21 protein-coding genes are annotated in these 21725 nt (G+C 49.4%); 16 read left to right on the top strand and 5 right to left on the bottom strand.

The window, feature by feature from the left end:
* Position 1 precedes the first annotated feature (1 nt).
* The 6 genes from AOA63_RS16540 to AOA63_RS16515 all read left to right on the top strand — a co-directional run bounded on the left by AOA63_RS16540 (position 2) and on the right by AOA63_RS16515 (position 6169).
* Positions 2 to 820 (top strand): cytochrome c oxidase subunit II, encoded by an 819-nt coding sequence (locus tag AOA63_RS16540; protein ID WP_020376363.1) that lies wholly within the window; start codon positions 2 to 4, stop codon positions 818 to 820.
* Positions 821 to 873: 53 nt separating this feature from the next.
* Complete coding sequence (locus tag AOA63_RS16535; protein ID WP_431607703.1) at positions 874 to 2781, top strand: cytochrome c oxidase subunit I; 1908 nt, start codon at positions 874 to 876, stop codon at positions 2779 to 2781.
* A gap of 30 nt (positions 2782 to 2811) precedes the next feature.
* Complete coding sequence (locus tag AOA63_RS16530) at positions 2812 to 3384, top strand: cytochrome c oxidase subunit 3 (protein WP_053960895.1); 573 nt, start codon at positions 2812 to 2814, stop codon at positions 3382 to 3384.
* A 46-nt stretch (positions 3385 to 3430) separates the two neighbouring features.
* The gene (locus AOA63_RS16525) at positions 3431 to 3664 is read left to right on the top strand and encodes a hypothetical protein (protein WP_053960894.1); all 234 of its coding nucleotides are present in this window, start codon (positions 3431 to 3433) and stop codon (positions 3662 to 3664) included.
* Positions 3665 to 3802: 138 nt separating this feature from the next.
* Positions 3803 to 4705, top strand: coding sequence for a heme o synthase (locus AOA63_RS16520; RefSeq protein ID WP_053960893.1), 903 nt, complete (start codon positions 3803 to 3805; stop codon positions 4703 to 4705).
* A 135-nt stretch (positions 4706 to 4840) separates the two neighbouring features.
* On the top strand, positions 4841 to 6169 hold the full coding sequence (locus AOA63_RS16515) for an MFS transporter (protein ID WP_053960892.1): 1329 nt from the start codon (positions 4841 to 4843) through the stop codon (positions 6167 to 6169).
* On the opposite strand, the gene AOA63_RS16510 is transcribed toward AOA63_RS16515, so the two are convergent.
* Positions 6166 to 6783 carry a hypothetical protein gene (locus tag AOA63_RS16510; RefSeq protein ID WP_206742837.1) on the bottom strand — a complete coding sequence of 206 codons (618 nt, stop codon included), beginning with the start codon at positions 6781 to 6783 and terminating at the stop codon, positions 6166 to 6168. The two genes, AOA63_RS16515 and AOA63_RS16510, sit on opposite strands and share 4 nt — an antisense overlap.
* Before the next feature lie 223 nt (positions 6784 to 7006).
* Here AOA63_RS16510 and AOA63_RS16505 point away from each other — a divergent pair, with 223 nt between their 5' ends.
* The 4 genes from AOA63_RS16505 (at position 7007) to AOA63_RS16490 (ending at position 10700) form a co-directional block, all read left to right on the top strand.
* Entirely contained in the window at positions 7007 to 7300 is a 294-nt protein-coding gene (locus AOA63_RS16505; protein ID WP_053960890.1) for a hypothetical protein, read from the top strand.
* A gap of 332 nt (positions 7301 to 7632) precedes the next feature.
* A complete protein-coding gene (locus tag AOA63_RS16500; RefSeq protein ID WP_053960889.1) occupies positions 7633 to 9429 on the top strand; it encodes a S9 family peptidase in 1797 nt (598 codons plus the stop codon).
* 58 nt (positions 9430 to 9487) lie between these two features.
* Complete coding sequence (locus AOA63_RS16495) at positions 9488 to 9712, top strand: NfeD family protein (protein WP_347474815.1); 225 nt, start codon at positions 9488 to 9490, stop codon at positions 9710 to 9712.
* Between the two features lie 13 nt (positions 9713 to 9725).
* The gene (locus AOA63_RS16490; protein WP_053960887.1) at positions 9726 to 10700 is read left to right on the top strand and encodes an SPFH domain-containing protein; all 975 of its coding nucleotides are present in this window, start codon (positions 9726 to 9728) and stop codon (positions 10698 to 10700) included.
* Positions 10701 to 10772: 72 nt separating this feature from the next.
* Here the strand turns inward: AOA63_RS16490 and AOA63_RS16485 are convergent, their stop codons facing one another.
* Complete coding sequence (locus AOA63_RS16485) at positions 10773 to 12242, bottom strand: MFS transporter (RefSeq protein ID WP_053960886.1); 1470 nt, start codon at positions 12240 to 12242, stop codon at positions 10773 to 10775.
* A gap of 133 nt (positions 12243 to 12375) precedes the next feature.
* Between AOA63_RS16485 and AOA63_RS16480 the strand changes: the two genes are divergently transcribed.
* Positions 12376 to 13272: a LysR family transcriptional regulator gene (locus tag AOA63_RS16480; RefSeq protein WP_053960885.1), complete on the top strand. Its 897-nt coding sequence runs from the start codon at positions 12376 to 12378 to the stop codon at positions 13270 to 13272.
* Between the two features lie 99 nt (positions 13273 to 13371).
* Here AOA63_RS16480 and AOA63_RS16475 read toward each other — a convergent pair whose 3' ends face one another.
* The 3 genes from AOA63_RS16475 to merA form a co-directional block, all read right to left on the bottom strand.
* Positions 13372 to 13746 (bottom strand): ArsR/SmtB family transcription factor, encoded by a 375-nt coding sequence (locus tag AOA63_RS16475; protein WP_053960884.1) that lies wholly within the window; start codon positions 13744 to 13746, stop codon positions 13372 to 13374.
* Positions 13747 to 13808: 62 nt separating this feature from the next.
* Positions 13809 to 14783 (bottom strand): glycosyltransferase, encoded by a 975-nt coding sequence (locus AOA63_RS16470; RefSeq protein WP_053960883.1) that lies wholly within the window; start codon positions 14781 to 14783, stop codon positions 13809 to 13811.
* Positions 14784 to 14874: 91 nt separating this feature from the next.
* Positions 14875 to 16761 carry a mercury(II) reductase gene (gene merA, locus AOA63_RS16465; RefSeq protein ID WP_242848396.1) on the bottom strand — a complete coding sequence of 629 codons (1887 nt, stop codon included), beginning with the start codon at positions 16759 to 16761 and terminating at the stop codon, positions 14875 to 14877.
* Between the two features lie 429 nt (positions 16762 to 17190).
* Here merA and AOA63_RS16460 point away from each other — a divergent pair, with 429 nt between their 5' ends.
* From AOA63_RS16460 to AOA63_RS16440, 5 genes are all read left to right on the top strand, one after another.
* Positions 17191 to 19041: a glycoside hydrolase family 15 protein gene (locus AOA63_RS16460; protein ID WP_053960882.1), complete on the top strand. Its 1851-nt coding sequence runs from the start codon at positions 17191 to 17193 to the stop codon at positions 19039 to 19041.
* 66 nt (positions 19042 to 19107) lie between these two features.
* Entirely contained in the window at positions 19108 to 19434 is a 327-nt protein-coding gene (nrtS, locus tag AOA63_RS16455; protein ID WP_242848422.1) for a nitrate/nitrite transporter NrtS, read from the top strand.
* Between the two features lie 243 nt (positions 19435 to 19677).
* Positions 19678 to 20172, top strand: coding sequence for a hypothetical protein (locus AOA63_RS16450; RefSeq protein ID WP_053960881.1), 495 nt, complete (start codon positions 19678 to 19680; stop codon positions 20170 to 20172).
* A 120-nt stretch (positions 20173 to 20292) separates the two neighbouring features.
* Positions 20293 to 20634: a hypothetical protein gene (locus AOA63_RS16445; protein ID WP_053960880.1), complete on the top strand. Its 342-nt coding sequence runs from the start codon at positions 20293 to 20295 to the stop codon at positions 20632 to 20634.
* Positions 20635 to 20637: 3 nt separating this feature from the next.
* Positions 20638 to 21675, top strand: coding sequence for a YncE family protein (locus AOA63_RS16440; RefSeq protein WP_053960879.1), 1038 nt, complete (start codon positions 20638 to 20640; stop codon positions 21673 to 21675).
* Positions 21676 to 21725: the final 50 nt, after the last annotated feature.

The raw sequence follows: 21725 nt of genomic DNA, 5'->3' as shown, positions 1-21725 counted from the left end.
CATGGGTGAGAATGTCGTCTTTACCATCCTGTGGGTCATTTTGAGTGTTCTCGCCGAAATTGGGGACCGGGTGCTGATTCATCACAACCCGATGTACTATATTGTCTCCAACCAAGGGGAATTGGCTCTACAGGCGTTTGACTTTATTATGGTTGTCTTAACCCCGGTTTTCGTGTTTGTGGCCTTGTTCTTGCTCTTTACGATGGTGCGCTTCCACACCAAACGGGGCGAAATGCCACCCGCGAACCGCCGGTTCGCGGTGGACAACAAAGCGTTTGTGGTGGTGTGGGTCGGCGGTAGTATTGTTTTGAACTTGCTCTTTTTCCTCCATCCGACGACCTCCGCCATGGAGCAAATGTTTGCCTTAGATGAACCCGCGGCCAACACCCACGACTTGATTGTGGATGTCACGGCCCGGCAGTGGGAATGGATCTTCAGTTATCCCCAATATGGGCTAACCCAAACCGTGAATGCCAACGGGCAAGACATGTTGGAACTGCCGGTGAACAAGCCCGTAGAATTTGTGTTGCGGTCCTACGACCCTTATCACACCTACGACCAATATGCCGATGTGATTCACAGTTTTTGGATTCCGGCCTTTGGGATTAAAGAAGATGTGATTCCCGGGGAAACCCGCTATGAGTACCTGACCCCCACCAAGATTACGTCCTTCAGCGTCAATCCCATGGTGCGGGTGCAATGTGCTGAAGTGTGTGGACCGGGTCATCCGTGGATGGAAGCACCCTTGAAAGTGGTGTCGCAAGCGCAATTTGCGCAGTGGATTAAATACGAAAAATCTTTAGCCAATGGGGCAGGTTAAGTCGTTTAACAGCCTAAATACCTTGACTAAGATGGAACAAGGAGGTTAAAACCGTGGCTCAAGCCTTGTCGAGAGACATGCAAGATCCCCAAGGCGCCATTCGCCGGAAACCCGGAATGCCGCCTGTACTTCGCGCTTTCCTGTGGGCGGCAATTGGCTTTATCGTTGTTGATGCCTTATTCGTTATGGTTGACCCGTTCCGCGGGCATCCATTTGTCACTGGACCTTCGGTAACTCTAGCCTGGGTCGGCGCCGTGATTGGCTGGTTGTTAGGAGTGGGAGCCTGGGAAGGCGTTATTTTACCTACCTTTGGCATAGCCACAACATGGCGAGAAAAGACCACAGGGTGGCGTCGTTACTTTGAACTCAGTACAGACCACAAGGTCATTGGTCTCCAGTATATGATGTTCGCGACCGGCGGATTTTTAATTGCCGGTGGTATCGCCATGCTGATGCGCTACGAACTGATGACCCCATACTTAACGATTTTCCACTATCCCAGCAATTATCTAACCGCCGTGGGCATACACGGAACCATTATGATGTTCTCGTTTGGTACCGTTATGATGATTGGTGGTTTGGGTAACTACTTCGTGCCCTTGATGATTGGAGCGCGCGAAACTGTATTTTCAAGATTATCGGGAATCGGAGTATGGCTCGTGCCTGCAGGAATTCTGACCGTGCTCTTCAGCCCTCTCTTAGGGGAGTGGTCTACTGGATGGCGTGGCTATGAACCCTTAGCGGGACAAGATGCAAACGGGATTATTTTCTACTACTTGGGTGTGTTAGCGTTAACGATGTCCTCACTCATCGTGGCTTTAAACTTAGTGGCCACAGTGATGTTCCGCCGAGCTCCAGGATTGACATGGGGCCGTCTCCCCTTGTTTGTATGGGGACAGGTCACCGTTAACCTATTAATGTTAATTTGGTTCCCTGAAATTCAAACCACGTTCGTGCTTGGATTGCTAGACAAGATTGTCCCGTTGAACTTATTTACGGCAACGGGCAGTCCGATGACGTATCTGATGCTTTTCTGGCTGTTTGGACATCCTGAGGTGTACATCATTGCCGTGCCAGCTTTCGCCATCTGGAACGAGATTATCCCGGTTATGGCGCAAAAATCGCTGTTTGGCCGCCAGTGGGCCGTTATCGGCTTAGTGTTCGTGATGATGCTCTCCGGACTCGTGTGGGCGCACCACATGTTCACCAACTTGCGAAACAGTGAAATCTTGCCCTTCTCCTTCTTCACCGAAATGATCTCGATTCCGACGGGATTTGCGTACATGTCAGCGATTGGGACATTATGGAAATCCAAGATTCGCTTGAATACTCCAGCGTTGTTAGTGCTCATGAGTATGTTCAACTTCCTCATCGGAGGTTTGACTGGAGTGTTTTTGGCCGACCCCATTGTCAACTTGCAGTTGCATGATACTTTTTGGGTAGTCGGACACTTCCACTACACGATTATCGGATCCATGGTTTTCTCGGCAATGGCGGCCATCTATTACTGGTTGCCAAAATGGTCAGGGCGCATTGCGAATGAAACGTGGGCCAAGACCTTGTCAATCATCACGTTCTTAGCTTTCAACCTCACCTTCAGCCAGTTCTTCCTCTTAGGACTGCACGGAATGAACCGGTGGGTGCCTGCGTACCCGGCCTACTTACAGCCCATGAACTTCGAAGTATCCATCTTCGCGTTCATCTTGGGAGCCTCGTTCGTGGCACACATCATTTTCATCGGATGGACATGGCGCAATGGCCAGGTTGCTGGAGAAAATCCGTGGAACGCCAAAACTCCCGAATGGTTTACCTCGTCGCCGCCGCCGCGTTACAACTTCCCCGAACAACCGGAAATTGTTGCCGGATTTTACACCTACGGCGAAGGAGCCAAACCAGCTATTAGCCAATCGGCCTTTAGCGAGTTAGCGGCAACAACCAGGGAGCCTCAACCGGAAGCGTAAAACAGCGAGCAGAAAGTGGGTGACTTTAGCGTGTCTAGTCAGTTGGAACAATTAGGGCTGGAAAAAGAATTGACGCCGCGTAATTATCGTGCCGTGCGATTCGGATTCCTTTTCTTCGTAGCAACCCAGATTGTCCCTTACGTTGTTCTGTACGAAGCGAAGTATGTTTATGCGGGGAGCTATGTCTCTCCCCGCGCTAGTCAAATCTTAGGAGTCGTGACAGCAGCTCTCATGCTTGTTTCTTTAGTTGTCGCATGGGGAGTGATGCGGCTTAGCCGGGAATCCGGTGATCAACAAGCCATTCGAAGCCGGCTTAAAGTCGCTGCGGTTCTTGGGATCTTCGCGATTCTCACGACGTTCTATCAATGGTCTGGCCGGTACACCTCACCGCAATCGCGATTCGGTGAAATGTTTTTTGCCATTACTGGTGCGGACATTGTGTATGCAGTAGTGGGATTGATCATGCTCTGGGCAGCGATTTCCCGGGCGGGGCGCATCAATCTCAAACCCGAAAAGTACTGGACGGTTGAAGCTGGGGTGTACTTCTGGGGCTTTGTGGCCTTGGCTTGGATCGCCAGTTGGATTGTTGTTTATCTCCTCTAATAGATGATTAGAGCTTGTAAAAAAATTTAAGAGGAGGGATATGGATATGGGTGGAGGATTTTGGCCAACCTTACCATTAAAGATGCCGTACAGTGAGGGAATGCCGCACTGGTGGGATCCGGCGTGGTGGATATTCCAAATCATTGTGATGTCAATTTTGCTCTTGACTCTCAGACGCGTGGCAATGAGTATTGACCGCGATGAAAAGCCGTCACAGAGCGCATCACGACGACCAGGAACCAGTACGAACACGCCCAAACCCCCGTCGATTCCCGGTTAAGAGCCAAAGGCTGGCGGAATCGCCAGCCTTTTTTCTTAGATAACTTGGCAAATAGGGAACGGGACGTTATAGTTAGTTCGATAGGATTACTAAATAAGTGCCCGTATGGCGCAACCTGATTAGACGGAGGTAGCGATAATGTACGCGCAGTCAGTACCCGTGTCGCGTAGTATTACGACGACTATATTGGATTATGTTACCTTGATGAAACCGCGAATTATTTCATTGTTGCTCATTACCGCATACTGCGCGATGGTTGTAGCGGCGGGTCATCTTCCGTCTCTGAGGCTAACGGTGCTTACCATGTTAGGGCTCACGCTGTCCAGTGGAGGAGCACACGCGGTAAATATGTGGTATGACCGGGACATTGACCAAATTATGCGCCGGACCAAGATGCGTCCTGTCGCTCAAGGTCGAGTTCCTGCTGTACATTCGTTAATTTTTGGTATTATCCTTCAAGCAATCTCTTTTGTCGGATTAGGGTTGTTAGTTAACTGGACCACAGCCTTGTGTTCGTTAGGCGGCTTTCTGTTTTACGTTTTTATTTATACTATTTGGCTGAAACGGCGCACACCGCAAAATATTGTCATCGGAGGTGCTGCCGGCGCTTTCCCGCCGTTAGTGGGATGGGCTGCTGTCACCGGTAATGTGGGACTACCCGCTATCCTCATGTTTCTCATCATTTTCTTATGGACACCACCGCATTTTTGGGCCCTGGCATTATATAAACAAGACGATTACCGTAATGCCGGTATCCCGATGATGCCTGTTGTTCGGGGAGAACGGGTCACGAAAACTCAAAGTATGATCTATGCGTGGCTTTTGTTGGCGGCATCGATTGGATTGTATTTTACGGGTACGGTTTCAGGCATCTATCTTATTATTGCCATCGTTTTAGGGGTAACCTTCATTGGCTATCATGTCTATCTCTTACAAGAACATGAACCGGAGATTAAATGGGCCAAAAAGACGTTTAAATTCTCCTTGCTATATATGATGGGTATTTTCTTCGCCATGATTGTGGCGTTACCCCACCATTAAATGCCTTCCTTCGAACAGGCCACCCGTCGTTGTGGCCTGTTTTGTCTTTACCAGTGATAGTAAAATTTTAAAGTGGGAAAACTGGAAGTAAGGCGGTATAGTGGACAGTAGTGTAATGAGTTGGGAGGGCGAACATTGCGACCGAACTATAAAGTGTTAGGCGTTTACTTACTCGGGGTCTTTATCGGAGCATTAGATACGAATGTGCTGGGTCCGGTGTTTCCCGTTATCGCCCGCAGCTTCCATGTCAATTTGGAAATTGCCGCGTGGACCGTTACGGCCTATACTGTGGCGTATATCGCCTCCACCGTGTTAGCGGGGGCGTTGGGTGACCGCCTAGGACACCGCAAGGTATTCGTCTGGGGGATCATTCTTTTTGCTGTGGCGTCTATTACGGCAGCCTTGAGCCGGGAATTTGCACTGTTTGTGATTGCTCGGATTGTGCAAGGGGCGGGCGCAGGAGCTGTCTATCCCAATGGGCAGGCTGAAGGGCTCAAGCAGTTTCCACCGGAAAAGCATGGCATGGCTCTAGGAATGTTCGGGGCCGTGTTTGGTTTGGCCAGTGTGATCGGTCCAACTCTAGGAGGCATTTTAGGGCAGGTATTTGGATGGCCCGCGGTATTTATCATTAACTTACCGATTGCGCTCATTGTTTTAGCCATGCTGCGCAACGCGCCGCCCTCGACCGTTGTTGCTCGCGCCTTGCCGGATTGGGTAGGTGGGGCGAGTTTTAGTGCCGGGTTAGCTAGTATCCTCTTAGTGATCATGGGCCAAGGCATTATCCGCCTCGTTTTTCTCATTCTTGCCGTGTTTTTCTTTGGGTTAATGATTTGGCGACAAAAAGTGGCCAAGACGCCGTTTTTGGATTCCAAACCCTTAATGAATAAAGCCGGTGTCGCGATGATGATTGGTGCCGCGTTAATTGGACTAGACATGTCGGCTGCTATCTTTGTGCCCGCATTAGTGCAGTCGGATTTGCATTTCTCTGTGCTGCAATCCGGATTAGCCTTATTACCAGCGGCCTTCACGGGTGCATTGTTAGCAGGGGCCGGGGGTATCATGGTCGACAGAATGGGAGCCAAAAAGATTTTAGCTGTCGGGCTGGTGGCGGCCGGTGTCGGAGGTGTGCTTTTGGCATGGCCACACTTAACATTTTTCCGATTTATCCTCGCGATGATGGCACTCGGATTAGGGACAGCCTTTACAATGGGAGCGCCTTTGAATCGTTTGGCTTTAGATCTCTACCAGACCGATCAAGCGGGGGAAGCTTTATCGTTAATGGCGGTATTTCGGGCAACCGGTTTAGCCGCCGGCCCCATTTTGCTGACCGCCGCCAAAGTCGTTCATGGTTTCACCGGAATGTATGGAGTCGTCGCCATTGCTTCTGTGATCGGTGCCCTCGTGTTCATGGTGGTTCCTGAGCATCGGCCCGAAGTGCGCACCTCCTTGGCCCAGAAGGGTTAAGAGGAGGCGTGTGCAAAGCCGGATTCAATAAGGCTGGCCGAATTGATCCCCGTAAAAGTATGGATAATCGTGCCGTGGGCGTTGAGGAGAAAGATCGTCGGCAAAAGGTCGGTTTTTTTCGCAAAGATCGTGCTGTCTGTAGGATCGATTGTTAGATCCTGCAGCGGCACATGATAGATGGTTGAATATTGATCGAGGACGTGGCTTAATGCTTTGACGCGTCCCGGGTTTGATCCTAGGTAATTCCCAGAACCGTCGGTTCCGGCGGCCGCGTTGGTTTTGGGACCGGCAATGCCAATCCCTCCGCGAGGAGAAATATCCAGAAGCGTCACCGCCACCTGATGGGTTCGGCCCCATTGGAATAAGGCAGGTTCCTGCCATTTGGCTTCCCATGCACAATATTTACACCAAGAAGCCATACTAATGACAATACCACCATGGGGACCAACAAAGGTTGTCGTTTCCCACTCATTGTGTTTTACAGACCATACTTTATAGTGTGGGGGCTGGCTGATTTGCGTTCCACATCCTGATAGCAAGAAAAGGGACGCGGCAAAAGGCAGCCAAAATTTTTTGCGATAACGAGGCATAGTGGCTTGGTGAACTCCCTTCACAGCAGATTCTTTTGGCTGTATTGTATCATGGAATTTCACCATGACGGGTTTTGGTGGCATCGGCTGGCATCTAAACGCAACGAACCCCTGAAGATCCACCAATTTAGGCTTTCTAGTTCAAATTCCCTAGATGATCTTGATTAGCCCGGGAATCCCTTATAAAATAGGAAACATATCATCTGTTGGCGTAACATTCGGAAAATGGCGGTGGGAGTGGGTAGGCATGGACACACTAGTATTGGACGCAGTTGGGGTCTCCGTTCTCGATGCCCTCTGGATTCTCATTCCAACCGGTTTATTTATTGGCTTTGGTTGGTGGATGGTCAAATGGTTGGGTAAGGAGTTTCCTAAAGAGGTCGCCTACGGGGAAGAATATCCTAAATGGCTTCAGCCGCCATCGGAGACAAATTCTGGAACGATTCCACCCCACTGGGCTGTAATACGCGGGGGCAAGCGTGGACATAAAATGGCGCCCCGGCCTCGTCGCAAAATGGAACGTCATAACAGCTCCTCGTAACTGCAATTTCTCCTAAATAGTTCCTTTGATACCAGGAGCCCCTTGATGTTTGGGGCTTCTGGTATTTCTTAATAAGATGTGGATTATCCTGGCTAGAGCATTTTCACGCTGGTCGTCATCCATTTTTCGGGAGGGTTAATTAGCCTCATGCCCATATGGCCAAATTTTTTGCCGTTTCGAGTTTTTCTCGCCGAAAAAATGTCACGGCATTCATCATCTCTGGTCACCGTCGTTCTTCTCCTTTACAAGGCTCTGTAACGATGTCATGATGCAATTAAGCTTGATGTGATTAATTAAAATGGATTCTGTGGCGAGAGGAGATTTCACATAATATGAGTGAATGGGAATTTGGGCCACCCGATATTGAAGATTTTTTTCGTTACGCGAATATTACAGCGTTTAGCGTGAGTGACGATGAAGAGTCTATTGCGCTTGCGACAAACCTTGGGGGGACCTTTGATGTCTGGGGGATAAAGACTGGAATTCATTACCCTTATCAATTAAGCCATGTGGGTCAAATGGTGCATGATGTGCATTATGATCCCGCTGGCCGGTATATTTTGTTTAGCGCCGATCATGATGGCGATGAAAATACGCAAATGTATTTGTTACCGCCCCAAGGCGGAACCGCGAAAATTCTTCGCGAAGCACCATCCCACAAGCAACTGATCTTGCATGTATCCGAGGACGGTAATCGTCTATATTATGCGTCCGACAGGGAGAATCCCTCTTTTTTCAATAATTATCGGCTTGACTTAGAAACCGGCCAGGAAGAATTGCTTGTGAAGGGCGAAGGAGGACCCACCTATATTGCCCAAGTTTCTCCGGACGAGCGGGTATTGGTCGTATTGAAATTATTTGCAAATACCTTTATCGCAGGATTTGTTGTGCAAGAAGGGGTATGGCACGCAATTGTGCCCAGTCCCCAAACTCCCCATGTTGTTTATGGAGCCGAGTTTATTGACGAGACCCATCTGTATGTGACGACCAATTACGATGCAGAATTTAGCTATCTGGCTGAATATGATATCGCAACGCAGCAGTTTAAACCTGTGGCACATATCGAAGGACAAGATTTAGCAGACTTAAAATGGGATAAAGAGCGTAAACGTCTTTATGTTCTGGCTCATGCCGGAGTGGAAGACCGATTTTATGTAATGGATCTGACAGTGAGCAACCCAACTTTACAGCCGATTGATTTGCCTGTAAGCCTGGTCACGAGTTGGACGGTGGCACGCTCGGGAACGGTATATGTTCTAGGGCAGTCCGAGATTATGCCAAATAATCTGTTTCGTTATACTCCCGACACTCTGTGGACACCTATAACCGATAACCGCTCCATGGGCATTGATCCACGTACTGCAGTGCATGCCGAGGTTGTGCACTATCCATCATTCGATGGAACCATCATCGAGGCCCTGTGGTTTTCTCCTCCTGCGGCGCGCCGGAACGGTTACACGATCATTTGGCCGCATGGCGGGCCGCAATACGCCGAACGTCGCCAATTTCGGAGCATTGTCCAATATTTTGTCCATGAAGGTTATCAATTTTTTGCTCCCAACTTCCGCGGCAGTACGGGTTACGGGAAAACATTCACGACATTAGTGGAGGGCGACTGGGGCGAGGGACCCCGAAAAGACATGGTGTCGGGAATCGAATGGCTTTTCCGCATGAATATGGCTCAAAAAGACAAGTTGTTTTTAATGGGGGGTAGCTATGGCGGTTATATGAGCTTGTTGCTCCATGGACGACATCCTGAATATTTCAAAGCCGTCGTCGATATTTTTGGCCCCTCCAACTTGTTTACCTTTCATGATTCGGTGCCGGAATCGTGGAAACCGGTCATGGACAAATTTTTAGGCAATCCTGTGACTCAAGCGGAAAAGTTCCGGGAAGATTCGCCCATTACCTATTTGGATGCTATGACCCGTCCCATGTTAGTAATTCAAGGCGCCAACGATCCCCGTGTTGTGAAACAGGAGTCCGATCAGTTGGTCGAAGCATTGCGGGCACGCGGGCGTGATGTTGAGTATATGGTTTTAGAGGACGAAGGACATGGATTTAGTAAAAAGGCGAATGAAATTGCCGTCTATCGCAAAATAGCGGAATTTTTTCGGCAACACCAATGACAATCGCGTGAAGGGCTTCTATGATGAATGAAGACAGCAGAGATTGTGGCGGGTATGGGTGAGGACTATGAGATATCGTTCCTCCATTGATCGCTTAATCGGCTCAGTTGGGATCGCCATCACGGTGATCCCTCCAGACCGAATAGGGATGGGCATTGTGAAAGTGAATGGGCAACAATGGTCTGCAGTGACGGATAATCCCGAACCGATTCCCGCGGGGAGCAAAATTTGGGTGAGTGCACGCGATCAAATCACGCTCATTGTGGTAGCGGACCAAGGCTAAGGGGGCATGAGCCATGTTAGAATTACTTGTTGAAGCCATTATTGTCATTGGCCTAATTATTTTGGCTCTGCGCTCCACGTTACGAATTGTACCCCAAGGTTCTGTAGGAGTTATTGAACGCTTGGGGCGCTTTCATCATGAAGCCCCGCCAGGCCTCGTGATTAAGTTGCCTCTAGTAGACAATTTAAAATTTGTCAGTACCAAATCCGTGACGGTGGCATTATCTCCGGAACCCGTAATTACCGCCGACAATGTTAGCCCAGTGATTGATGCCTATTTTTTATATCAAGTCGTCGATGCGAAAAGCTATTTGTATGAAATTCAAAATCCCGAATTAGCTATCAAAAATATTGTCTCATCCACCTTACGGTCAGAAGTCGGGCAACGCAAATTGGCCGAAGTGATGACCCACCGCGAGCAAATTAATGCGGCCTTGCGTAATGAGCTCGACGAATTAACGGGTCCATGGGGAATTCGCATCGTACAAGCCTCCATTCGCCAAGTTGACTTGACGGATGAAATGCAAAAGGCGATGGAAGCCCAGAAAAAGGCCGATGCCAACAAATTGGCGGCAATTGAACAGGCCCAAGGACAAAAAGAGGCCAGCATTTTGCAAGCCGAGGGCGCACGGCAAGCCGCCATTATGCAAGCGGAAGGCGAACAGAAAGCGATGATTTTACGTGCTGACGCGGCCAAACAGGCTCGTATTTTAGAGGCCGAAGCCGAAGCCATCGCTATTCGCAAATTAGCGGAAGCTCAAGCCGAAGCGACGCAGGTGGTGAACCGGGCCATCTTGGGATTAGCAGAAGACGACGCACACAAATGGCATCCCGAAAAAATCCAAGCAATTTTACAACTCAAATCATTAGAAACGTTAACTGCCGTTGGCCAGTCCCAATCTACCAAGTTGGTATTGCCAGGAGAGATTACCGGTTTGGCTGGATTAATTGACACTTTAAAAACCTCGAGTTCAGGAACATCTGATTAACCGTTAAACGGACGTCAAAAGATTCCCAGCACCCAGTGACTTAATAAAATCTGCTCTGGATGCTAGGGAATATTAGCGAACTGCGCTCTGCGATTGTTCGACTAAGACCGGCGCGTGTTGACCGCGCAGGAACGAAAGGAATGCTGATATGAGAGCCATGAAGGCCATAAACACAAAGGCCCAGTTTAAGCCGTGCACAAAGTGAACGAGTCCTTGGGTATTGACAGCCGTGGGTTGGCCCGCGAAAATGGCTAACATAATGGACGGGGGAACCGTTGCTGCGACCAATGCTAGCACCATTCCGACCGAAAAGACATTGCCTGTGTTCAGTAACATGGTGCGTGTGCCCGCGGCAATCCCTCGCTCTTCCGGCGCTACCGTGCCCATGATGGCGCTTGTATTCGGCGAATTAAACAGGCCATTACCCACTCCAGCGATCGTGAGCCACAAAGCGATAATCACATAGGGTGTGGATAAGGAAATGGTCAGAGCAAAACCCATAAGGCTGATAGCCATAATCACCGCGCCTAAGGTGGCGAGTACCCGGGCTCCCATGCGGTCTGATAACCATCCCGATACCGGTGCAGTCAATCCCATGGCGATCGCCATAGGAATGACTGAGATACCTGCTTGTAGCGCGTTTTCCCCCCGTGTGCCTTGGAAGTAAAAGATAAAGAGCAACACGATAGCACCGCGTCCCATGGCGATAAAAAAGTTTGACAAGTTACCCATAGCAAAAGCCCGGATGTGAAACAAGCCGAGTTTTAATAAGGGGTCTGTCACCACCTTTTCCCACCGTAAAAAGACGTAGAAGCCTACCCCGGCCGTTGCCAGTCCGGTATAGACCACCGGGGATTGCCAGCCTCTGAGCCCACCCCAAGTAATCGCAATTAAAATTCCCAACAAGCTTAGCATGTAGGTGAAGTTCCCCCAATAGTCAATGCGCTGATGGCGAGCAGCAGGCGTTAGATCATGGAGTTGGTAAGCTGCCCAGAGCGTACCGATAACTCCAATGGGTACATTGAACCAAAATACCCAGTGCCAACTGAACCATGTTACCAGTAAACCCCCTAACACAGGCCCGGCTATTTGGCCAAGCGCAATTACAATGCTGTTAATGCCCAGTGCCAGCCCCAGTTGTTGGCGGGGAAAGGCGTCTGCGACAATCGCTGTGGAATTGCCCATGACCAGTGATCCACCCACCGCTTGGAGGGCACGGATTATCAACAATGTTTGCCCATTAGGTGAAAAGCCTGCGGCCAAACTGGCGACCGTAAATAATGCAAATCCCGCCACATACCACCGTTTACGTCCGTACATATCCGAAAACCGGCCGACGGTAAGAACTAATACGGTCTGTGTTACCATATAAGCCAACATAACCCAAATGGCCAATAATGACGACATATGAAGCACGCGGATAAGGGTTGGTAACGCGACCAGAAGCGTCGTGCCATTTAACATGGCCATAAACATGCCAAGGCTTGTGGCAGACAGGGCCCACCATTTGTAGTGGGCAGGGAGAGCGGCGCCTGTTGTCATTGTCTCACTTCCCATTTTGCAAATTTACCGAACGTGTTATGTCTCGATAGCATTAATTAAAGACGTCCCCATCTAGACGTCCAAGGCATTTTTCTGTATAGATAGGTATAAAAATAATTTATGGGACATACCGATGGAAATTACTCTAAAACAATTAGCATGTTTAGTGGCTGTAGCTGATCACGGTTCGATTTCCGCGGCAGCCGTTGCGCTAGATGTGACGCAGCCGACCGTCACCCATCAGTTAAAGCTTTTGGAAGATTTGTTGGGCTACCGTCTTGTTGACCGGAGTGCCCGGGGAATTACCGTCCGTCCAGAGGGGCAGATCGTGGTGGATAGAGCCCGGGTTATTCTGCAGCAAACGGCGTCGATAGGGGATGATTTAGTCGACATTCGTACGGTTCATGGAGAAGTGCGTCTAGGCATCATTCAAACGGCGTCTGCGGCACACTTTCCATTTGTGTATCGCAGTTTGATGACGCGCTATCCTGATGTGCATCTGATGGTTACAGAAGGACGGTCTATGGATTTAGTGGAAAAAGTGCGCCATGGGGATTTAGATCTGGCGGTGGTCACATTGCCTCTGATGTACACGGACTTGCAAGTGGCCCCATTATGGCGAGAAGAGCTGGTGTTGATCGATAATCCCTCATCTTCCGTTCAGGAAGAAGCGATAACCATTAAGCAGCTTGATGGATTACCTTTTATTGGACTTGATGTGGGGACAGGACTTCAACGTCATGTATTAGCGTTGTTCCACGAAAACGGCATTCAACCTCGCCTAATTTTTCAAGCGACGAGCATAGCCACTGTAATTGGGTTTGTTGCGGCTGGATTAGGGATTTCGATTGTCCCCAATCAAGCCGCTAGAGTCTATGCAGACGTCGGACAAATTGTGGTGCGGCATTTAAATCCGGCAGCCTTTAGACAGCTCGCTCTAATCTATCGGCCTCTCGAAACCATGACGAGTGCGGTGCGTGCGATTGCCCAGACCTTTATTACCCAAGCCCGAAGATTTCCGCGGGGTTAAAGAACTCTGGAGAGTTCCACTTTATTCCTATGGGCGCATGACTTTAATTCCCATGTTTCGGTTTCGCATAGGACATGGCGCTGGTACAAAATTTGGCAACTAGGGTGTGCCCCCATTATCCCCGTCTTGGGGCTCAGAAGACTTAACGAAATGGCAGGAGGCAATACCTAGCAGATGATCATGCAATATGTCCCGGCTGACATCTAACAAGATACTGACCCGTTCATCGCTTAAAGAATAAAAGACATAACGGCCTTGAGCTTCAGCCCGTACTAAGCCGCAACTCTTGAGACACGTCAGATGGTTTGATAAGTGTCCTTGACCCATCTCCAATTTTTGCACGAGCTGGCTGACATTTAACGGGCCTTGTGTGCGCAAAATGTCCAAAACACGCAGACGAATGGGGCTACTCAGGGCTTGCCAAAATGCTGCCAGCAGGTCTTCTTGCTGCGAATTAGACAGGCTGAAAAACATCCATTTCTTCCTTTCTCTGTTTATGCTTGCGTATTCTTACGGAAGGTACTGGATTTCATGGGTTAGGACAACCACTGGGACAAGAGCTCATCATATTGAGATTGTTCAATCCATGGATTGTGCTTTTCGTGAATAACCTGGTGCGCATTGAAACCAATTTCTTGGCGCCGTTGTGGATGATTCCAAAGGAATAGCACGATGTCAACAAATTCTTCCACGGTGTCAAACAAAAAACCTGTCGTTCCGTGATCAATCAGGGCGGCATTACCCGGAATACGTGTGGCAATAACGCAGGATCCACACGCCATGGCCTCCATCAGCGCATTGGATACCCCTTCGGCCGCAGAGGTGTTAAGAACACAGCCAGCTTGACAATAGTATTGAGGCATTTGTTGACGGGGTATCTCTCCGACTAAATGAACCCAAAGATGAGGTGCCGCTTTCATTTTTACGCGCGAATCCTCGTCATCGCTCCGGGACGGACCGGCAATAACGAGATCCAGTTGTGGTCCCTTTTGGCGCACTGCCTGAACGAGGTCTATGGCCCAGTGAGTTCGTTTTACTGGTCGTAATCCGCCAGCAATCAATAAAGACGTCAGGTTACTTGAGGGTGGAATCACATCCGGTCGAAAGAGTTGATGATCTACAGCCGGGACGATGACATGCACTTTGGATTCCCAGTGGGGTGCAAAGCTTAAGAGACGGTCCCTGGCGTTTGGGGTAAAGACGATATGACCTTTAACGGGTTCTAATAATGAGATCATTTCGGGAAACGTGGCAAGACCGTCCCATAAATCGGTTCCCGTCCAAATCACGGCGACACGTTCAGGATTCGTTCCGGATTGGATGAGGGGAACCCCCACCGTCCAAGCATTATAGGCCAAGATAAAGTCGTAGCCACGCAATGCCGGACGACGAGTGACGACACCTTTCCAACCTTTGGGTTCGAGTTCTTGAACAATTCGTTCCGCGGTGATGGCATTGCCCCCGGTAGCAGGTGTATCCGAGGGGATAACATGGGCAATGAATCGTGACACACTTTTCGCCTCCTTATCGGCGATTAACCACATGCTTGTTAATGCGGCAAATGACTGAAAAAGGGCCCTAAAGTTTTGGGCCCTTTGTGAATTAACCGGCGCAGCACGATAATTTACTGACGTCTTTGTCAAAAGTTAGCGCGGTGAGTTTGAGACCTTCGGCCATCGTTAAGTACGGAGCCAGTGAATCGGTAAGGTCGTCAATGGTTAGACCGAATTTAACGGCCAAAGTGGCAGCGTAAATAACATCTCCGGCATTTTCGGAGACAACTTGTGCACCCACGATTCGACCTGAAGCTTCTTCAGCCACCAATTTAAAAACCCCGCGCGTGTCGCGGTTGGCTAAAGCTCTAGTCACAGCTTCTAAGGGCAGGACAGCAGATTTTACCGCGAGACCCTTCTGTTTAGCTTGGTCTTCTGTCATTCCGACGGAAGCAATGGAAGGTTGGGTAAAGGTGACCGCCGGCACGGCATCCAGTTTCAGAGTCTGCACTGCGGGTTTTAACCCCAGGGCGTTTTGCGCAGCGATCTTTCCTTCATAGGCCGCGACATAGACAAATTGCGGGCCCATGGTGACATCTCCAGCGGCAAAAATTGCAGGATTTGTGGTACGTAACGTCTCATCGGTTTTCGGTTCTCCATGTGCACCTTGTTCCACGCCGGCAGCGGGTAAGTTCAACGCCTCGGTATTAGGGACCCGACCAGCTGCGACTAACAAAGCGTCTCCGACTACGGTTTGAACTTTCCCATTAATTTTTAGATGAACGGCAATGTCGTTTCCTTGTTTTTCAACATGGTCATATTGGACGCCAGTCAGAACGGTAATACCTTCTGATACCATGACGTCTTGGATGATGTCCCGGACCTCAGCGTCATAAGCGGGCATCAAGGCCGGGCTGCGCTGCATCAAGGTCACCTCGGAACCAAAGTGACGGAATAATTCACCCAGTTCCAATGCAATATAGCCCGATCCAATAACAAGGAGATGTTTAGGGCGTGTGGTCAAATTAAGAGCGGAGGTACTCGTCAAATAGGGCACGCTATCGAGCCCGGCAATCTCAGGAATTCGGGGTCTAGCACCCGTCGCAATAATATATCGTCCTGCAGTGAGGATTCTATCCCCAACTTTCAAACGGTGTTCATCGACAAATGTTGCTTCGCCCTCAATGAGATCGATTTCGTATTCAGGAAGCAAGTCAGCATACTTTTTCTGCCGCAGTTCTTGAACCAGTTCATCTTTTTGTTCGACCAATGTCTTAAGATCCGCGGGATTGGCCATAGTGTGAAGACCTTGGAAGGGATTTTCTTGGGCCCAATGATGCAAATCACTCGCGCGAAGAAGGGTTTTTGACGGGACACAGCCAATATTGACACAGGTTCCGCCTAAAGTGCCGCGCTCAATCATGGCGACAGAAAAGCCGGCTCCGCGTGCTTCAATGGCGGCACCGAAGGCGGCACTGCCCGAACCAATCACAATCAGATCATAGTCTTGGTGACCACCGGTTTTTCCTTTAATGTCTGTCCCTTGCGCATTAACGGTTCGGGATAACGGGCGCACTTCCTTAGGCTTGTATCCGGCCTCTGATACCGCTTGCCGCAAAGTGTCGAGCGATAAGGTTTCAGGCGCCCAGAATGTGGCCTCCCCGCGTCGGAAATTGGCTGACACATCAGAAGCCCCGGCTTTTGTTAGGGCCTTAGTAATATGCACTTCGCAATCTGTACAAGTCATGCCTTGAATATCCATGTGGTAAGGAACCATTTCTGAGGAATTATCGGGATCTTGAATTTTGACATCTTTGGGCTGGTATCCAGCCTGTGCCACGGCTTCTTGTGCTTTGTCAACAGGGAAATCCAACGGCGCAATAAACGTTGCGACCCCTTTTTTGTAATCGGCATGAACATCTGTGGCACCTACGGATTGCAAAGCATCTTGGACGTGGTGCTCACAACTCGTGCAGGTCATTCCATCAATATCCATGGCAAATAACTTTTTTTCTGAATCGGACATCATCATCTCACCTTTCATTGTGCGAATACGCCGTCCTTAGGGATGGCATGGGTCGATATTACGTTCTGCAAAAGATTCGCTAGGCTCATAAAGTAACGTGCCTTTTTAGCGCCGTAACCATACATCACCATGAATGGACCAAGCCACCATTAATTCCAATATATCATAAAATCACAATATGTAAATGGGTTGGAAACTGTTAGCAGGGGCGAAATAGGTTAAGAAACAGACCAATCCCTTGTCTTGCTTGCTTCTTGGCTACCCAAATATATTTTATCTCTCCGTGTAGGATAGATAACATTATTAAATTGTGATTTTATGATATGTTGTAGGAAGGCTACTGAACAGGCCTGTTGTCAGTATGGCATTGAGTAGGATTCATGAAAGGACGCCGAAAGTATGGCATGGACTCATGAAAAACTTGAAAAGCCCCGCACCGGGTTTTGGCCCATAAACCAATACATGGCTCTTGGTGACATGCGCACGAGTGCTTTAATTGGTCCTGATGGCAGCATTGATTGGTTGTGCCTGCCGAAATTTGATAGCGGCAGCGTGTTTGGAAGGATTTTGGATAAAGATGGAGGGGCCTTTGAACTTGCCGCTGTCGAACCTGCTGAGGTATGGCGGCGGTATTGGCCGCATACCAATGTGGTCGAAACACGTGTCCGTACTCGCCAGGGATTATGGATTGTCCGTGATTGGATGTCGTATGATTCGGTATCGCCACGATTAAACCGACGTATTCGCGTTATCGATGGGATCGCCCATGTTCGAGTAGCGGTGAAACTTCGTCCCGAATATGGATTAGTTACGACTCAATTGGCAGCACTCTCACCCTTTCATTTCGCATGGACCCATCACGCCGACGTATGGCACTTGGTTTCCGATTTTCCTTTGCATGCTATCAATAACGATGCATATAGCGAGTTAATATTGGTTGCTGGTACAACCGGCGGATTTAGCTTTGGGCTTGATCCTAACGAGAATAGTGATGGATGGCAGGAGCAACAACTCGTCGATTTAAACAATACAGTGAAATTTTGGCAAGATTGGATTCAAATGTGTCCCGATGATGGCGATTATACGGAACATATCGAACGTTCGGCGTTGACACTGAAACTCTTGACTTATGCGCCCACAGGAGCCATCGTGGCAGCGCCTACGACATCACTGCCAGAAGATCCTGGAGGGGTGCGCAATTGGGATTACCGGTATTCCTGGTTGAGAGATGCCAGTATGACCTTAATGGCTTTGGAATGGTTAGGCCATCCCCATGAAGGGCAAGCATTTTTCCGGTGGATGTTAACTTGTTGCGCCGTCGATCGCCTCGTATTGCACCCGGTGGTGCCTGGAGGTCTTGTCCTTGAATGGGAGCATCCTACATGGCAGGGCTATGAAGATGCGCACCCTGTTCGCATTGGAAACCAGGCCGCCACGCAGCGGCAATTTGATGTGTATGGGGAAGTACTGGATGCCGCATGGCAACACTTTCAACAGGTCGATACGGACTTGTCCGATTTGTGGCCGTTTTTTACCGAACTCGCGGAAGAAGCGGCGTTACATTGGACCGAGCCCGATGAAGGGATTTGGGAAACGCGCGGGGAGCCCCAGCACTTTCTGTATAGCAAGGCTCAGTGTTGGGTGGCTCTTGACCGTGCCCAAAAAATAGCGCAAAAATGGCACCTCTCGGCTCCCTTGGACCGCTGGCAGCGTATTGCCAACGAGATTCGTGAGACGGTGCTTCACGAAGGTTACAGCTCCGATACACAGAGCTTTATGCAGACCTTCAACAAGGACACATTTGATGCGAGCGTTCTATTGTTACCCCAGTTAGGGATTGTTCCTGCCAATGACCCGCGGATGCTGTCGACGATATCGGCGATAAGGACGTATCTCGCTGTGCCTGGAGATAACGATGGTCTTTTCTTATATCGTTACCGTGCTATGGATGATGGCATTGTTGGATCTGAGCATGCGTTTTTAATTTGTAGCACGTGGTTGATAGGAACAATGGCCTTGGCTGGTCAAATTGCGGAAGCACGAAGGTTGTTAGAGCGATTTTTGTCGATTACACCCCACGGACTCTTTGCCGAAGAATATGACCCTCTTACCGGACGATTCTGGGGAAACTTTCCGCAGGCATTTACCCATTTGGGTGTCATTACTGCGATATTGCATGTAGAACAAGCACAATCTTCCTTGATGAATGGCCCTTTAAGAGGATGCCGGGGATGGCCGCGAGCCACCTAGCATGGAGTTTTTCATTTGTTTTGGCAAACAGCAGTCGGGAAGGAGAAGCGTCCTAGGTTGAGTGAGGTGAGAAATGTGGAAACCGATCAAGAGAATACCAGCATGATTTGCCACACGTGTGGCCGTCCTATTGTGCGCTACAGAACCGTCAAAGATTCCCAAGTTGTGTGGCTCTGTAGGCGGGATGCCGTTCTTTATCGACCATGGGTTCGCAATGGGGTAAAAACGGCGCTGGTTGTGGGCACGATTCTCGCCCTGATCAACCATGGCAGTACATATTGGACGGGGCCTTGGACAACAGAATTGTTTGTGAAAACCGGATTGACATATTGCGTTCCGTACGCCGTGTCCATGTGGGGAGCTTTGTCCGCAAGTCGTGTCCAGTATGATTAGCAACTATTGGTGATTGTTTTTCTTGTTAAGAATTTAGAAATCTTTTTTGTCCAATAACGGTTGCAATTTTCCTTTATTACACTACGTTATGTAGTTTATAATGATTATGCTCCTATTATAGGCGTCTTAACCCAATCGATTTGACCATAACCCGAAGGAGTTTTTCCAATATGTCGCCAATGTGAGGTAGCTTGCAGAACATTTCTCCAGCGGATGATATCGTCCACCTAGGAGGTGGAAAGCATGACAAATTCACATTACACAGAACTATGGAGACGCGGCATATTGGGGGGAATTGTGGGGGCAGTGGTTATGGCCATGTGGGCCATGATGGTTTCGGCATTTAGTGGCATGGGGTTTTGGGCACCTGTCCAACTTATTGCGGCGGTGTGGTTAGGTGCTTCAGCAATGCATTTGTCCTTTGGAGTCATCATTTTGGGACTTATGACCCACATGATGATGGGAATGGTCTTAGGTGTGGTATTAGCGGTACTCTTTAGGATTTTGGGTATTCCCGGTGGAATGGGGCGATTAGTATGGGGAATGGTGTACGGGCTCGTGATTTGGGTCATTAACCAATTCGCGGTGTTACCGCTTATTGATCCGCTAATGGCTTCTCACATGCCGCCGTGGGCTTTTGCTATCGCACACATGATGTTTGGGATTGTCGCTGCGGCCTTCCTTTTACATTCGACGTCCGTTGTAGCCGGGCGAAGTCGTCATCAGATAGCTCAATAATGGGAATCCAGCTAGGGAGAGTGCCCCCGGCTCTCCCTTTTTACACAAACTTTCGGATTTTTGGCAAGGCATGGGAGATCAGGACGGGGATTTAAAGCACGAGAATAAAAGGGAGGTTCTATGCTGTACCAATTCTTTGGTTCGGGAGTGGGGCCTATTATTCATGATGGGCTACTAGCCTTTGCGGTGGTGGCATATGGGCTAGGCGCCAAATATCTGTGGCTCAAAGCCACGTGGGGAGCACGCGGTTTGTATGGGCTTGGCGGAATTATTCTGGTCTATTATGAACTGCACATGAACTGGATCTGGTTTGTATTGGGTTTTGCAGCGATCGGGATAGCGGTGGGATTGATGCCCCAACGGACTTGGAAAGATAGCCAGAGAAAATTTCCAAATTCCTCAGATTCCGATGCCGATCTCGGCCATTCCACGAAAAACACGCTTAGTAAGGAGAGGATGTAACGTATGATGATAAAAGCTGGTATGGGTGCCTTAATTTTGGCGGCTTCGATGACTACAGGATTCTCGTTTAATGTACAGCCTCCTTCCGTTTACGGGGAACAAGTGATCGGTGCATTTTCGGGACCGCCTTCGGGCCCAGGCCCAGGAACCATTGTGGATTGGAGTATTGGACAAAGCACTGCACGCATAGCATCTTTTGCGCCGGCAAGTACCCTTGAAGGCAACAGCTTTTTCGTGGGATATGATATTCCTCGCCATGAAATTTTCATTCCAACAGAAGCCGGTACAACAGTGGTAATGAATTCTGGGACCTTGAAACCCACAGCAACATTTCCGTCTCTGCCGGGGGGACGTCTTGCCCGGGTGACTCCTAATCACCACATGGTGCTTGAGCTATCTTCTACCCAGATTGCGGCATATTCGCTTAGCGCAGGCTATAAACAGCGTTTTGTAGATTCTGTGGGCGGCAACGCTGTAATTGTGTCACCTAATGGTCATGATGCTTTTGTCGGGGGCAATATGGACTCGATGATTACAGAAATTGCGTTGCCCTCCGGTCGCATTGTTCGCCAATTTCCGGTACCTCAATCCGGAGACCTCATATGGGCGCATGGCCAGATTTTTTCCGCGGACATCAAAACCGGCGTGATGACGGTGTTAAATCCTCGGACGGGTGCCATAAAGCAGATTCCGACCCCCGAAGTCGATCCTTCATTCAGCTATCAAGATATTCCTGGTGCCAATGCCGGGTTTATGCAGCTGGCTGTGTCCCCGGGCCAGAACTATGTCTATGCTGCAGGATTCTCGGGTCATATTTTGAAATTTTCTGCGCTAACTGACAGCTACTTAGGCGAAGTCTCCGTTCGTGTCAACACGCAAGGGCCCAACCAGTTGAGTGGCCTGGCCGTTTTACCCGGTGGAAAAACCGCTCTGGTTACTGTGGAAAATCTCAAAGACACCGCGGTTGTGGACCTTTCATCCGGAAAAATCCTTCGGTTATTGCCCCATGTCGCGAGTAATCGCTGGGTTGTCATTCCCTAAAACGACTCACTACTTACCTAGCACCCCTAACATCAACGCGACAGGAGATG

Source organism: Sulfobacillus thermosulfidooxidans (assembly GCF_001280565.1).
GTDB classification, from domain to species: Bacteria; Bacillota; Sulfobacillia; order Sulfobacillales; family Sulfobacillaceae; genus Sulfobacillus; species Sulfobacillus thermosulfidooxidans_A.
Note: the sequence above shows the minus strand (reverse complement) of the source record. Positions and strands in the feature narration are given on the sequence as shown.

Bases quoted from the DNA above. Each gene is read 5' to 3' on its own strand.
- AOA63_RS16525 (WP_053960894.1), top strand. From the start codon at position 3,431: ATGGGTGGAGGATTTTGGCCAACCTTACCATTAAAGATGCCGTACAGT.
- AOA63_RS16540 (WP_020376363.1), top strand. From the start codon at position 2: ATGGGTGAGAATGTCGTCTTTACCATCCTGTGGGTCATTTTGAGTGTT.
- AOA63_RS16485 (WP_053960886.1), bottom strand. From the start codon at position 12,242: ATGACAACAGGCGCCGCTCTCCCTGCCCACTACAAATGGTGGGCCCTG.
- AOA63_RS16460 (WP_053960882.1), top strand. From the start codon at position 17,191: ATGGCATGGACTCATGAAAAACTTGAAAAGCCCCGCACCGGGTTTTGG.
- AOA63_RS16505 (WP_053960890.1), top strand. From the start codon at position 7,007: ATGGACACACTAGTATTGGACGCAGTTGGGGTCTCCGTTCTCGATGCC.
- AOA63_RS16490 (WP_053960887.1), top strand. From the start codon at position 9,726: ATGTTAGAATTACTTGTTGAAGCCATTATTGTCATTGGCCTAATTATT.
- AOA63_RS16520 (WP_053960893.1), top strand. From the start codon at position 3,803: ATGTACGCGCAGTCAGTACCCGTGTCGCGTAGTATTACGACGACTATA.
- AOA63_RS16500 (WP_053960889.1), top strand. From the start codon at position 7,633: ATGAGTGAATGGGAATTTGGGCCACCCGATATTGAAGATTTTTTTCGT.
- AOA63_RS16445 (WP_053960880.1), top strand. From the start codon at position 20,293: ATGCTGTACCAATTCTTTGGTTCGGGAGTGGGGCCTATTATTCATGAT.
- AOA63_RS16475 (WP_053960884.1), bottom strand. From the start codon at position 13,746: ATGTTTTTCAGCCTGTCTAATTCGCAGCAAGAAGACCTGCTGGCAGCA.
- AOA63_RS16450 (WP_053960881.1), top strand. From the start codon at position 19,678: ATGACAAATTCACATTACACAGAACTATGGAGACGCGGCATATTGGGG.
- merA (WP_242848396.1), bottom strand. From the start codon at position 16,761: ATGGATATTGATGGAATGACCTGCACGAGTTGTGAGCACCACGTCCAA.
- AOA63_RS16440 (WP_053960879.1), top strand. From the start codon at position 20,638: ATGATGATAAAAGCTGGTATGGGTGCCTTAATTTTGGCGGCTTCGATG.
- AOA63_RS16480 (WP_053960885.1), top strand. From the start codon at position 12,376: ATGGAAATTACTCTAAAACAATTAGCATGTTTAGTGGCTGTAGCTGAT.